At 42.0% G+C, this 13,612-nt stretch carries 11 protein-coding genes and 1 pseudogene; 10 read left to right on the plus strand and 2 right to left on the minus strand.

What is annotated here, in order from left to right:
• Positions 1–47: 47 nt before the first annotated feature.
• From BUB11_RS25470 to BUB11_RS25495, 6 genes are all read left to right on the plus strand, one after another.
• Positions 48–980 carry a LysR family transcriptional regulator gene (locus tag BUB11_RS25470; RefSeq protein WP_073033325.1) on the plus strand — a complete coding sequence of 311 codons (933 nt, stop codon included), beginning with the start codon at positions 48–50 and terminating at the stop codon, positions 978–980.
• Positions 980–1,897: a LysR family transcriptional regulator gene (locus BUB11_RS25475; protein ID WP_073033326.1), complete on the plus strand. Its 918-nt coding sequence runs from the start codon at positions 980–982 to the stop codon at positions 1,895–1,897. The genes BUB11_RS25470 and BUB11_RS25475 overlap by 1 nt, the downstream gene beginning before the upstream one ends.
• Before the next feature lie 278 nt (positions 1,898–2,175).
• Complete coding sequence (locus BUB11_RS25480) at positions 2,176–3,684, plus strand: SLC13 family permease (protein ID WP_073033327.1); 1,509 nt, start codon at positions 2,176–2,178, stop codon at positions 3,682–3,684.
• A 183-nt stretch (positions 3,685–3,867) separates the two neighbouring features.
• Positions 3,868–5,751, plus strand: a complete 1,884-nt coding sequence (locus tag BUB11_RS25485) for an aryl-sulfate sulfotransferase (RefSeq protein WP_073033341.1) — start codon at positions 3,868–3,870, stop codon at positions 5,749–5,751.
• A 218-nt stretch (positions 5,752–5,969) separates the two neighbouring features.
• Complete coding sequence (locus BUB11_RS25490) at positions 5,970–6,311, plus strand: thioredoxin family protein (protein ID WP_282434051.1); 342 nt, start codon at positions 5,970–5,972, stop codon at positions 6,309–6,311.
• Between the two features lie 71 nt (positions 6,312–6,382).
• A complete protein-coding gene (locus tag BUB11_RS25495; RefSeq protein WP_073033342.1) occupies positions 6,383–7,588 on the plus strand; it encodes an FAD-dependent oxidoreductase in 1,206 nt (401 codons plus the stop codon).
• 376 nt (positions 7,589–7,964) lie between these two features.
• On the opposite strand, the gene BUB11_RS25500 is transcribed toward BUB11_RS25495, so the two are convergent.
• Together BUB11_RS25500 and BUB11_RS27320 are read right to left on the minus strand one after the other, a co-directional pair.
• On the minus strand, positions 7,965–9,236 hold the full coding sequence (locus tag BUB11_RS25500) for a RidA family protein (RefSeq protein WP_073033331.1): 1,272 nt from the start codon (positions 9,234–9,236) through the stop codon (positions 7,965–7,967).
• Positions 9,237–9,415: 179 nt separating this feature from the next.
• A complete protein-coding gene (locus BUB11_RS27320; protein WP_143187719.1) occupies positions 9,416–9,586 on the minus strand; it encodes an Ada metal-binding domain-containing protein in 171 nt (56 codons plus the stop codon).
• 69 nt (positions 9,587–9,655) lie between these two features.
• Here BUB11_RS27320 and BUB11_RS25510 point away from each other — a divergent pair, with 69 nt between their 5' ends.
• From BUB11_RS25510 to BUB11_RS28080, 4 genes and pseudogenes are all read left to right on the plus strand, one after another.
• Complete coding sequence (locus BUB11_RS25510) at positions 9,656–10,291, plus strand: TetR/AcrR family transcriptional regulator (RefSeq protein WP_073033333.1); 636 nt, start codon at positions 9,656–9,658, stop codon at positions 10,289–10,291.
• 2 nt (positions 10,292–10,293) lie between these two features.
• Positions 10,294–10,992: an ABC transporter ATP-binding protein gene (locus tag BUB11_RS25515; RefSeq protein WP_073033335.1), complete on the plus strand. Its 699-nt coding sequence runs from the start codon at positions 10,294–10,296 to the stop codon at positions 10,990–10,992.
• Positions 10,992–13,232 carry an ABC transporter permease gene (locus tag BUB11_RS25520; RefSeq protein ID WP_073033337.1) on the plus strand — a complete coding sequence of 747 codons (2,241 nt, stop codon included), beginning with the start codon at positions 10,992–10,994 and terminating at the stop codon, positions 13,230–13,232. The genes BUB11_RS25515 and BUB11_RS25520 overlap by 1 nt, the downstream gene beginning before the upstream one ends.
• A 191-nt stretch (positions 13,233–13,423) precedes the next feature.
• Positions 13,424–13,612: pseudogene (locus tag BUB11_RS28080) on the plus strand (hypothetical protein); the annotation flags it as partial.

Raw genomic sequence — 13,612 nt, forward strand, 5'->3', positions numbered from 1 at the left:
TTATGATTATAGAAAATGGCGTTTTATAACAATGATTGAGGTGGGCAATGCGCATAGAACAGCTCCAGCATATTATTGAAATTGACAATAAAAAATCTATATCCGAAGCAGCCAAAACTTTTTTTATGGGTCAGCCGCAGCTTAGTCACTCTGTTAAGAATCTGGAAGCTAAATTGGGCTATAAGATTTTTCGGCGTAATAAAGCGGGTCTCATTCCGACGGCTCAGGGTAAAGAAGTTTTGGGACTGGCTCGTGAAATCATCAATAATGTAGAAGAAATGAAAACGATTGGAAGTAGAGAAGCAGATCTGGCGGGGAATCTGAGTTTGACCCTTGGACCAGCTGTTTTTAATGCCTTTGCGTCCCAACTCATTGAACGTTTTTATAAGATGTATCCGAATGTTAACTTAATGATTACAGAAGATATAACTCTAGAAGTGATTGAGAAAGTGGCAAACAGGACTTGCTTATTGGGGGTTACGGGCTGGCCTGATGAGCAGGATGATACTATGAAGATGCTTCTTGATGCTCGCAATATTGCCTATCAAGACGTGATTAAGGACTATTTTGGCTTAATCGTTGGAAATCAGCATCCTTTAGCAAAAAAAGAAGTCGTCACCTTAGCGGATCTTGAAGAAATGACCTTTGTAGATTATTACGGCTTCACGGAAGGCTTTTTAAGAATGTTTGGGATAAAACCAAAGAATCAATCCATTGTTGTTTATAATCGTGAGGTTTTAAAATCAGTTATCGCTGCCAATGAAGGTATTGCAATTTTTCCGCGGTTTTTCTTATTTAATGATATTTATTTTGAGCGAGGATTACTTAACGTGCGAGGGATAGAAAACGTTACGGATCAGATGAAAGTGACGATGTACTTAATATATTCTAGGGCTGAACCCTTATCGCCGTTAACTAAGCAGCTGATTAATATGATTATCGAGACAAATCGAGAAAATATGCAGGAGTCTAACATATAATGCGCATAGAACAGTTAAAACAAATTATTAAAATTCAAGAGCAACAATCAATTTCCAAAGCGGCCAGTGACTTGTTTATCAGCCAACCTTCTTTAAGTGTATCCGTCAATAATCTTGAAGATGAACTGGGTCTTAAATTATTCGAACGGAGCAATGCAGGAGTTATTGTTACGGAGCAAGGGAAGGAAATTTTAAGGCTGGCTGAAAATATACTGAACTTAAGTGACAAGATGATCGGAATTATGGAGGGGACTAAGGTCTTGATTCGAAATCTCCGGATGGCAGTGCCGGCTGCCTTCGCCAATGCTATTGTGCCGGGGCTTCTTAGGCAATTTCGAGACCTTTATCCGGACGTTAATCTTCATATTCATGAGGCGTCTTTTTACGAAATTGTAGATCTGATGGACAAAGGCATATATTCCATAGGGATTATAAGCTGTAGAGTAGATCTTGAATACAATTTTATCCAACAGCTCAAAGAAAGAGATATTGCCTGGGAGGTTATTCCAGGGGGTGAGTGTTTAAGATTGTCTCTTTTTATAAGCAGTAAGAATCCTTTGGCTGATAGGGAATGGGTCAGTAGATCTGAACTAAGGAATTTGAAGATGATTTCATATAAAGAAAACTATTCCAGGTTTTCTAAAGACTTAGAACGTTCCTCGCATAAACCTGTCATAGTTGAAGATGTAGAACTTTTGAAAAAACTGATCAGTAATGACTTTGGATTTTCAATTTTTCCCGAAATCTTAGCCTATGATGATTTGTATGTAAAAAGTGGCATGATCAAGGTTGTTCCTATTAAAGAGTTAAGTGAGCCATCTAATGTTTATATACTTTATTCCAGCAAAGAGTCCTTGTCGTTTATTGAAAGGGAATTGCTGACGATTGTAAAAGAGTTGATTACGGATACACTATGAAGCACCACTGAACTTTCAATATACTCACGAGGGTTAAAACCCAGTGGGTATATTTTTTTTGACATAATACCTATGAGAAAACCTATATTATGCAGATCAATTACTCTAATCTACAATAGAAAAAGATAATCGTTTTATTCGGATTAGGCTATGCCAAACCATGCGAAATCTTGCACAATCACTGATTGGGGGCAGCAATCCGTAAGCCCATTATATGAAGGGTTGGTGATGAGGACTTAGATCCCTTACGAAAAAATGATTGGAGGAGGGTTTAGACAATGGCAGTTAAATCAGAAGAGCAACCAAGCAACGTGCAACCGATAAATAATCAACTGAAGAGTATCGATGCAAAACCAGGCATGGATAAAGAATTATTGAAAGTCTTTGGATTTTTTGTGATTGCAGGCTTAGGCTGGATTTTGCCAGCTCCGGCACCTATTACCCCCATCGGAATGAAAGTGTTTTTGGTCTTTCTGGCAACGGTTTATGGCTGGACAGTAACCAAGCATGTTTGGCCTAGTTTATTAGCATGTTTAATGTTCCCATTGTCGGGTGTTGTCAATATGAAGCAATTCATCGTCATGGGCTGGGGCAGCGATGCCTTTTATTTCATGATACTTACCTTTGCTCTAATTAAGTTCTTAGAGGAAGCAGGAGTCAGCCAATTCTTAGCTTCTTGGCTCATGAGCCGTAAGTTTATACAGGGGCACCCTTGGCGTTTGATTTTCATGATCTTAGTGACCGCTTATGTCGTTTGCAGCTTAGTCAACACCTTTATCGGTATTTTCTTAGTCTGGGAAATCGTTTACACCATTACTAAAACCATCAAGCAAAAACCTTTTGACAAATTCCCGACCCTAATGATCTTCGGGGTTGCCATGATGGGGGCCTTGAGCCTTTCGGCAATGCCTTGGGGTAATAATGCTATTGTAAACTTAGGGGTTTATGCTAACTTGATGGGTGAACCAGGTAACATGATTCGTTATATTATATACACCATCCCGGTAGGTATTCTTTCCATAATTGCTTATCTTGTACTTTGTAAGTATGTCTTTAAATTAGATATCACACCCCTCAAAGAACTAACGGGTGAGATGATTGACCCTAAGGATCTCCAATTAACTAAAGTGAAAAAAATTGCTTTAGTCGCTTTAGGATGCTTTATCGTCCTCTTGCTTTTACCAAGCCTATTACCAAAAGGCACTCCGCTTTGGTATCTGCTTAATAACATGGGCATTGTTGGGGTTATGGTATTCGTCTTTGCCTTTCTTTCCTTAATCAAAGTCGATGGCAAGAACATCTTCGACTTTGCTGCCTTCGCTCGTAATGGGATACCTTGGAATATGGTGGCTATGGTTTTAGTTATTCTAGCCATCGGTGGCTGCTTAATGAGCCCTTCCACTGGGATTAATGCCTTCCTTCAGCAAAACATGGCTCCGCTGCTCACTAGCTTATCCCCAGTCATGTTTGTTATTGCAATCACGACAATCACACTTGTGCTGACCAACTTCATGATTAATATGGTGGTTGTTGCCATCTTCTTACCAGTAGCCATCAGCATGTCTGCGACTATTGGCATCCATCCAGAACAAATTTCCTATTTAATTATGGTTGTTAGTACCATTGCGATTTTGACCCCAGCTGCCTCTGCAGCATCCGTCCTCTTGTTCCCAAATACTGAATGGATTCGTGCGAAGGATATTTATCAATATGGTGGAATTACAGTGCTTGTGGTCACGGTTATCGCTGTTGCGGTTAACTACCTCTTCATGGGTTTCTTCTATTAAAATGATCTTGCAAAGCATCCAACACCCGTTCTACTTGTAAGGAGATAGTATTTTTCACATATCAATTATAACAAAACCTATATTACGCCCTGAGAGTGGTTTTGGGCTACTATTGTAATAGCCCGCTCATCAAGCGGAAGTGGAACCGCGTATTAACTTAAGTTTGAAAGGGGTTAAACCATGATGAATCAAATTAAACATGAACAGATTGCCCATATTATCACGAAGCAACATAACTTAGAGCAAGCAATGCTAGCAGAATTCGAAGCTGGCACTTATACGATTGATAACCCTCTGGTTAAATTAAATCCCTATGGGGTTTGCCCTTTGACGGCTATGGTTTTATTCGAAACTCCGGTCATGACGGAAGCTACTATCGTTGTTAAAGGGAAAGAACACCCTGGAGATATTCGCCATACCTTCCCTGCCAGCAAGAAGCATATCCTGCCTGTTTACGGACTTTATGTCGATTATGAAAATACCGTTGAAATTGTGATGGCGAATGGTCAGAAAAACACGATTCGCATTCAAACAGGTCCTATTCACCCCGATGTGCCGTTAGCAACCTCGATTAAGACAACACCTGAGTATATGGGACATAATATGATGTTCCTGACAGCTGCTATGCGAGCTATGCCTGTAGGCTATGACTATGCAGGGGATGTTCGCTGGTATTCCAACGAGAATTTTGCCTTCGATGTGAAGCGCATGCCTAATGGACATATTTTAATTGGAACTGAGCGCTTGGTTAAAATGCCTTATTTTACAACAGGACTTTACGAAATGGCCTTTAGCGGTAAGATCTTTAAAGAATACCGCACACCTAGTGGTTATCATCACGACCAATTCGTCATGGAAGATGGCAATATCCTGGTGCTGTCCTTTGATTTTTATTCAGGTACGGTTGAAGACATGTGCTTACTGATCGATCCTAACACGGGTGAAGTCTTAAAGTCTTGGGATTACAAAAACGTCCTGCCTCAGGATGTAGCAGGTTCGGGCAGTCAAGACGAGCATGACTGGTTCCATAACAATGCCGTTTGGTATGATAAGAAAACCCACAGCCTGACTTTCTCCGGTCGTCATCAGGACGCCGTGATTAACCTTGATTTCGAAACCGGCAAGTTGAACTGGATCATTGGTGATCCTGAGGGTTGGCCGCAGGAAATGGTTGATAAATATTTCTTTACACCGGTTGGCGATGGAGAGTTTGACTGGCAATATGAACAGCATGCCAGTGTTATTTTGCCGGATGGGGATGTTATGCTCTTTGACAACGGCCATTTTAGAGCTAAAAATAAAGAAAACTACCTGGCTAACAGCAAAAACTTCTCCCGTGGCGTTCGATATCGCATTAATACAGAGAAGATGACCATTGAACAAATTTGGCAATACGGTAAAGAGCGCGGCTCTGAATTCTTCTCTCCGTATATCTGTAATGTAGAGTATTATAATGAAGGACATTACATGGTTCATTCCGGAGGAATCGGCTATGAGAATGGTGAGACCTGCGAGGGAATGGCTGTTATGAAAGTAATGCAGCCTGAATTTAAGGATAGTATTACCTTCAACTCCATTACCTGTGAACTTAAAGATGATGTCTTAATGTATGAATTACACGTACCTGCTAACTGCTATCGTGCAGAAAAGCTGCCCCTTTACTATGCCAATGAGACCGCTGAATTAGGTGCCGGAAAACTTCTTGGCAATTTAATCGAGACCCAAACCACGAAAATGAAGATCAAAGCTCAAGAAACCGGTCAATTAGTACCCGACCATTACGAGGCATCCATCATGGAGGAAGAGGACCGCATGACCTTTAACGCCATCTTTGAAACCGGCGAAATGGCACAATTACTTCTGTTAGACGAGGCTGGTGAGGTAAGACGTTATCCCGTAAATACCGTCGCTCAGAATTTCCAAGCCATGTGTGTAGGTACCTTCCAAAAAGCTGATCCTCGCAATGTCGACCTCTTCATCAACAAAACTGGTTTATCCGGAAAATATCAAGTCAAGCTCATCGCCGAAGAAAAACTTTACGAAACCGGCGTGACGATCTCCGCGTAGCGTTTGGAGGGTGGGTAGTTGTGTAGTTGTGTGGGAGGCTGACCCCCACACAATGGGAAGCGATTCTGACAATTATGATCGGCCTCAGTTAAAAACCATGGTTAAGAGTACGGCTTGAGAATTAGTATAAGTATAAGTGAGCTACACGACAAACTAAATCAGCGACTGAGAAGTAACGGTAGGGGATACTTACTTCTCAGTTGCTTTCAATGTTTATTATGAAGGAGTTGGAGACTATGTCATTAAAACAATTAAGTGCTGCAGGTTTTGAGGAAGTTATTTATGATAATGGTGAACCATGTGTCGTCATATTTTCAAGAAAAGAGTGCCATGTCTGTAAAGAAGTTGTACCGGTCTTAGAAGAATTACAACCGAAATACGAAAACAAGTTTGGTTTCTATTATGTTGATGTAGAAGAAGATAAGGCCTTATTCCAACGGTTTTCTTTAAAAGGTGTTCCCCAGTTGCTCTACTTTAAAGATGGTGAGTACCATGGAAAACAAGCCGGCAAAGTTGAGGAGGACCAAGTCGAAGAAAGAATCGCCGACATCCTCGAGTAGGAATTGTGTGGGGGTCTGACCTTCACACAATGGGGAACAATCCTGATAATTTAAAAGAGGAAGTGAAAGGCATGGCAAATAGCTATGATTTAATCATAATTGGTGGCGGTCCTGGGGGGCTCTCTGCCGCGATCTATGGGGGAAGGGCTAAACTTAAGACCCTAGTCATAAACAAAGGTGCGATTGGCGGCTTAGTTAATACGACTCGGGAAATCGTCAATTATCCGGGATATGGGCAAATCAGCGGTCCGGATCTGATGAAGGATTTTAAGAAACATGCGGAGACCTTTGGGGTTGAATTTTTAAAAGGTGAGGTTACCCAGACGAATTTTTCACAAACGGAAAAGAAGGTTGTGACCAAAAAGGGCCAGGAGTTTTTAGCCAAAGCGGTTATTGTGGCCTGTGGCAGCGAGCCCAGGTTACTCAATATCCCGGGTGAAAAGCGACTTAGGGGTATGGGTGTAGCGTATTGCGCTACTTGTGATGCCGAGTTCTTCGAGGGAGAAGATGTTGTTGTCGTCGGAAGCGGTGACCAGGCTATTGAAGAAGGCATGTTTATAACCAAGTTTGCCCGTAAGGTCACGGTTATCGTTTTACATGATGAAGGAATTCTGGATTGCAATAAAGTCAGTGCTGAGAAAGCCTTAAATCATGAAAAAATGGAGTTTATCTGGAACTCGACCATCGAGGAAGTCGTAGGTAAAGAAAATGTCGAAGGGGTAAAAATCAAGAATTTGAAAACCGGTTCAACGTCAGAGCTTAGCTGCCAGGGTGTCTTTTTCTTTGTAGGTATGGTTCCCTCGACGGGCTATCTTAAAGACAGTGGTATAGCGATGGATAAACGAGGGTATATCCCCGTCAACGAGCTGATGGAAACCAACCTTGAAGGGGTCTATGCAGTGGGGGACAACCGAGTGAAATATCTCAGACAAGTTGTCTCCGCCGCTGGGGACGGTGCAACTGCCGCTGTTGCAGCAGAACGCTATATTGAAGAAGTTAATGACTTTAACAACAATGTTTTGCAAAGCGATAAAAAGGTTCTGTTATTGTTCTTTAATGCCCAAGACAATGAAAGCCTTAAGTATCGCGCAGCTTTGGAAGAACTGAACGAGAAATCGGGTACGGACTATAAAATCCTTTGTGTCGATATGGCAACGAAAAAAAACCTAGCCGAAAAATATGCCATCAAAACCATCCCCTCAGTCGTTGTGCTGGAAAAGGGGACTGAGATCAACCGCCTTGAGGGATTAGAGGAGAGCCTAGAGGGTCTGACCTAATGTCATCAGGCTATGGTACCAATAACTTGAAATTTGCCTTTTGTACTCGTTTTCCAGGATCATCTTCTAACTTAACAGACAAAATCGCAAGTTTTTAGCACGTTATTAGCATATGAATCAGCAATTTATTTATTAGCAGGAAAATAGCCACGACTTGGCAGTTAAACTTAAAGTTTAGGTGTCACCCTCTATAAAAATTCAATCGCATAGATTCGCAAGCTAACCCATTTTTTTTTGTTATGCCCGGAAACTAAAAAAGCATCAAGATTTCTGCCATAATCGGCTAAAATCTCGATGCTTTTTTTGCGCTGTTAAAAAACGGAAGCTGTCTCAATTTTCATTTGAGATCGTTCCTGTATTTACAAACAAATGCCTGTTATGCTTTTGGAGGTGTTCCTTCAGCGTTTGATACAACTGCATCGATTTGGATTAAAGCATCTTTAGGTAAAGCTGATACGCCAACTGTTCTTCGTGCAGGAACACCGCTTGGGAAGAATGTTGTGTAAACTTCGTCTACAGTATTAATATCTGCGATATTTTTAAGGAAGATATTTACTTTAACCACATCGTCCATAACGTGGTCGATACTTTCTAAAATTGCCTTGATATTTTTTAAGCACTGTCCAGCCTGCTCTTTTACACCACCAGCTACCATTTCACCAGTTTTGGGGTTTAGAGGTAATTGAGCTGAAATATGATTGTAATGAGAAAAAGCTACAGTTTGTGTATATAGAGAACTTTTTGGTGCATTTTCCGTATTGCTTGCTTCTATGATGAGTCCATGCCTGTCTTCAACAGCTTGTGGGGGTGTACCATCTCCGTGTGACACCACTGCTTCAATTTGTACCAAAGCATCCATAGATAAAGCTGAAGCTGCAACTATTGTCCGTGCAGGGACATAGGCTGCGGCCCTGGCGATAGCTGAGTCTGGGAAAAATGTTGTATAAACTTCGTTTACGGCTTCAATATCCGAGAGGTTTTTGAGGAAGATATTAATTTTAACAATATCGTCAAAAGGAACGTCGATACTTTCTAAAATTGCTTTGATATTCTTTAAGCACTGTCCAGCCTGCTCTTTTACACCACCGGCTACCACTCTACCAGATTTTGGATCGATAGGTAATTGAGCTGAAAGATTATTGTAATGAGAAAAAGCGACAGTTTGCGTAGATAGAGGACATGTTGGCGCATTTGCCGTGTTATTTGTAAGCTTTATGAGGTCGCCTGCTTGTGGTGCGTTTGGAATTGTACCTTCACCGTTTGAAACAAGTGCTTCAATTTGCACCAAAGCATCCATAGGCAAAGCTGCAACTGCGACTATCGTCCGTGTAGGAACATAGCCTGGGAAGAATGTTTTATAAACTTCGTCTACAGCATCAATATCTTTGATATTTTTAACGAATACTGTGATTCTAACAACATCGCTCATAACATGGTCGATGCTGTCTACAATTGCTTTGATATTTTTAAGGCACTGTTCAGCCTGCTCTTTTGCACCACCAGCTACCAACTTGCCGGATTTTGGATCAATGGGTAATTGAGCTGAAAGATTATTGTAATGAGAGAAAGCTACAGTTTGTGAATATGGACCGATACCTTTTGGAGCATTTTCCGTATTTCTTGCTAATACTGCGTTATAGTTGCTCATGATAGTATTCCCCTTTATGACAAATTTCTTCATAGATATATTTGTGTGTGTTTTAAGTTACTATCAGCTTGCCAATATCATATACTACAGACTTATTCATCAAAACATGCGCTTACATTAATGATCCTAACTGTATTTGTGTACTTATTTATCAATAAATATGTATAAATGAACTGGTATTATTTTGCTTTCCAATCAGCATACTCTTTCGTCATACATTTCGCACATGGACGATATCCAGCCGCGATTGCTGTTTTTTCATCTGCGAAAAACACACGATTTTTGACATATTGCTTCTTTCTATGTAGCGCAATGCTGATGTATGTTATATGCAAAGATTCTCTACTCATTGACAATATGACTCGTAAGTCATATAATGTGACCAACAAGTCATATTACTTGGTATTGGAGGGTTAACATTGCCGAAAAGAACTTTTAATCGCTTGGACGATGACAAGAAGGAAAGAGTCATGCGAGCAGCCATTGAGGAATTTCAGGCTCATGGTTTTGAAAAATCAAAAATAGAAGTGATTGCCCATAATGCGGGAGTTGCCAAAGGCAGCATCTATCAATATTTCGATGATAAAAAAGAACTGTTTCTATATTCCGTCACCTGGGCCTTGGAGTATTTTATGAAAGTGATCGACAGGCAAACTCCCTTGAAGGACATGGATGTCTATGAGTACTTTCTTTCCGGAAGCCGCGAGAGGTTTGAGCTATTAAAAAGAGAGCCTCTGCTGGTTGAGTTTTCCATGGACGTAGCATCGGGCAAGTACGCCAGCTTGGCAAAGGAAGCAAACAGCGAATTATACAGGATCGGCGAGGAGTATGAGCTGAGGCTGATTGACAACGGCAAAAAAAGAGGAACGATTCGTGATGACTTAGACGACAAAATCCTTTTGCTGTTTTTTCAAGGGGTAACGGAAAAGTTCACCAGGGAGATTATGGCAAGGGCTAAGGATTTTAAGTATGAGCCTACGGAAGAACATTTTCGCGAGATGGAAAGTTTTATAAAAAGCATGGTTTCACTACTAAAACAAGGAATGGAGCGGTAATTATGTTTATTACTGTTGAGAATTTGAAGAAGAGCTATAATACGGGCAAAAATAAAAGCGAGGTATTAAAAGGGATAAGTATTACCCTTGAAAAAGGGCAAACCGGCGTGATACTCGGCCCCTCCGGCTCAGGAAAATCAACACTAATGAACATTATCGGTGGCGTTGACCGAGCGGACAGCGGCAGTATTTATGTCGACGGCTTGGAGCTTACTGTTCTCGACGACGACAAGCTGACGGATTATCGCCGGGATTCAGTCGGTTTTATCTTTCAGTTTTATAATCTCGTACCCAATCTCACGATTACGGAAAATATCGAGGTGGTTTCCAATATATCAAAAGCTCCGCTGAATATAGATACAGTACTGAGAGCGGTTGGCCTTGAAGGGAAAAAAAGGAGTTTTCCAAGAGAACTTTCCGGTGGAGAGCAGCAGCGTGTTGCCATAGCCCGGGCTATTGTTAAGAACCCCAAACTGCTTTTGTGTGACGAGCCGACCGGTGCGTTGGACTATGAAACGTCTCGCGGTGTGCTTTCTCTTTTACAAAAGGTCAATCGCGACTTTGGAACAAGCATCTTGATGATTACCCATAATACTGCAATCGGCAATATGGCAAATGTGGTTTACAAGCTGCGCAGCGGAGAGATCGTGGAAACGATCCGGCATGAAGAAGCGTTTCCGGCGGAAAGGATTGAGTGGTAATGACGCTGTTTAGAAAAGTAATACGAACCATGCTGGAGCATAAGGCCCGGTACATCGGCGCCATGCTTCTGTTGATGATCAGCAGTATGATGTTTGTCATGCTGAATATGACATCGATCAATTTGCATAATGCGTTTACGGTATTTTCTGAGCGGAACGTTTTGTCTGACGCGGAGTTTTCTACCGGTTCCGAAATTGACGCAGACGCTCTTGGCGAACAATTTGACGCGAAGGTTGAGCTGGGTGGCACGGCGGACTGCGAAGTGAAACCTGGTCAAACATTGCGGGTATTTTCCATGATGAACATGGTCAATACTCCCGCCGTCCAAGAGGGGAACTTACCGGGGGATTCGGAAATTATGCTTGATCGCTTGTTTGCCGAAACAAACGGCTATAAAATCGGCGACACGATCACTATCGCAAACAAGGATTTCACGGTTTCGGGCTATACTCTTTTACCCAATTTTATTTATGTTATCAAGTCAAAAGAAGTGATGATGAACGATCCCCAGACCTTCGGTGTGGGCGTTGTCGGCAAAACGGATTTTAACTCCTTACCTGATCGAAGTGAGGTTTACGCTATTCGTTTTGACGAGAGGGAAAATATCAAAGCTCAGGAAGCAGCAGTCAAAAACGAGCTGCGTTCGCCGGGTGCCCAGATAACAAACTGGCAGAGTACCGAAAAGAAAGTTAACGTATCCTATGTTCCTATGGAGGTAAGTGTATTATCCACGATGAGCGCCGCTGTCCCCCTTGCCATGCTTGCACTCACCTGTGTTTTGCTCGGAATGCTGATGTGGCGGATAATCAAGAGCGAATCAGTGATCATCGGGACGTTTTACGCCCAAGGGTATCGAAGACGGGAATTACGCCGCCACTATCTGATGTTCCCGCTTCTGGTGTCCGTGATCGGCTCGGCGATCGGCTCCATATTGGGGCTAATACTGGCGGACAGTACGTTTCACTTTATGCTGACCGCCTTCCCTATGCCGGTTTATGAAACAATATTTAATCCTTGGCTGATTGTTTTCGCTGTTCTGCTTCCGATTATAATTCTTTGCGGCGTCACCTGGGGTATTATCGGCAAGATACTGAAAACACCGCCGGCAATACTCATGAAAGGAGGAGAAGTAAAAAATAAGACTAACTTTATAGAGCGGAGTCTGCGGCTGGACCGCTTGGGCTTTACCACAAAATTTCAAATCAGGGAACAGGTCCGCAGCTTATCAAGAACCTTCTTTCTGTTGTTTGGGGTTGTTGTTGCTACTATGCTCATGTTGTACGGTTTGACCATGAAAAGCTCCGTTGATTATATGCTCAACGAGGGTGTAAAGGAAATGTACAACCTGAAGTATGAGTACGTGTTTGCATCGGATAAAACCGGAACTCCGCCGGCGGGAACTGAACAATTTGGCGCGGCCTATGTGAGCCTTGCCGACAATGAGGAAGTAAGCTTTTATGTTACCGGAGTTCTGCCCAACACCGAAAGGATCAGACTTAAAGACACATTCGGGCAAACGTTCAAACCGGATCAGACCACAATTACGGCCCCCTTGGCGCAAAAGCTGAATGTGAACGAGGGCGGCAGCGTGACGGTGTTCGACACGGAAAACGGATCGAAACACACTCTTATCATTGGAAAAGTAGCGGATACCTATGCAGGGGATTTCCTGTTTATGCCCCTCAATCAGTTTAACTCCGAGTTTGGGCACCCCGCAGACGCTTATATCGGTATTTGGAGCGACGAATCGATGACCTTTGCCCAGGGTAAGATTCAGAGTGTAAAATCCATTGATGCCATCATCACGGGATTCGGTAAGTTGATTGATCAAATGGGCGCTATGATTTACGGACTTATCGTCGCCGCTTTTATCCTCGGTTTGATTATCATCTATATTGTAACGGGCTTAGTGGTTGATGAAAGCCGAACCAGTATCTCGTTAATGAAGGTCTTCGGTTACAGGAAAAAGGAGATCGGCAGATTGATATTGGGCAGTAATACCTTTATTGTTGTAGCGGGCTATCTGCTCGGTATTCCCGCTTTGCTGGGAACCGTGGGGGCGCTGTATGGCTCTTTGACAGAGAGCCTGCAGATTGTACTGCCGGTTAAACTTAACGTTTGGTATATGCTCTTGGGTTTTGTAGTCGTGATGGTTACTTTTGAGCTCGCAAAATTGATATGCAGAAGAAAGGTGGCGCGTATACCGATGAGCGAAGCGCTTAAAGCGGGAACGGAGTGAAATCCAGCCAATAATTCCTTGGGCTAACGCACCCAATGTCATCAGGCTATCCTTACATAAATAGGAAATAGCCCTTTATAATTGCAAAAAATGTTTTAACAATAGCAAAAAACGCTTGACATTTCAAATCGGCCACCATAATCAGAGTGAATACCATTTATTGGTATATCAATTTGATAGTGGTGATAAGAATGATAGGAAAAAAGACATTTTTAGAAGGATTAAACATTACAAATCAGCTTACTAATGATATTGTGTTTATGTGTGAAACACGTACTAAATCAACGTATTTTACGCGTTCAAACAATTGTAAGATGGGCTTTAAAGACCTAATCATTTTCGAACTGAACTTTGTGAAAAAATCTCTTCAGATTGAACTT

The organism is Desulfosporosinus lacus DSM 15449, assembly GCF_900129935.1.
Classification (GTDB): Bacteria; Bacillota; Desulfitobacteriia; order Desulfitobacteriales; family Desulfitobacteriaceae; genus Desulfosporosinus; species Desulfosporosinus lacus.

Excerpts from the sequence above, each read along its gene's own strand:
- BUB11_RS25470 (WP_073033325.1), top strand. The coding sequence starts at position 48 with ATGCGCATAGAACAGCTCCAGCATATTATTGAAATTGACAATAAAAAA.
- BUB11_RS25475 (WP_073033326.1), top strand. The coding sequence starts at position 980 with ATGCGCATAGAACAGTTAAAACAAATTATTAAAATTCAAGAGCAACAA.
- BUB11_RS25480 (WP_073033327.1), top strand. The coding sequence starts at position 2,176 with ATGGCAGTTAAATCAGAAGAGCAACCAAGCAACGTGCAACCGATAAAT.
- BUB11_RS25485 (WP_073033341.1), top strand. The coding sequence starts at position 3,868 with ATGAATCAAATTAAACATGAACAGATTGCCCATATTATCACGAAGCAA.
- BUB11_RS25490 (WP_282434051.1), top strand. The coding sequence starts at position 5,970 with ATGAAGGAGTTGGAGACTATGTCATTAAAACAATTAAGTGCTGCAGGT.
- BUB11_RS25495 (WP_073033342.1), top strand. The coding sequence starts at position 6,383 with ATGGCAAATAGCTATGATTTAATCATAATTGGTGGCGGTCCTGGGGGG.
- BUB11_RS25500 (WP_073033331.1), bottom strand. The coding sequence starts at position 9,236 with ATGAGCAACTATAACGCAGTATTAGCAAGAAATACGGAAAATGCTCCA.
- BUB11_RS27320 (WP_143187719.1), bottom strand. The coding sequence starts at position 9,586 with ATGAGTAGAGAATCTTTGCATATAACATACATCAGCATTGCGCTACAT.
- BUB11_RS25515 (WP_073033335.1), top strand. The coding sequence starts at position 10,294 with ATGTTTATTACTGTTGAGAATTTGAAGAAGAGCTATAATACGGGCAAA.
- BUB11_RS25520 (WP_073033337.1), top strand. The coding sequence starts at position 10,992 with ATGACGCTGTTTAGAAAAGTAATACGAACCATGCTGGAGCATAAGGCC.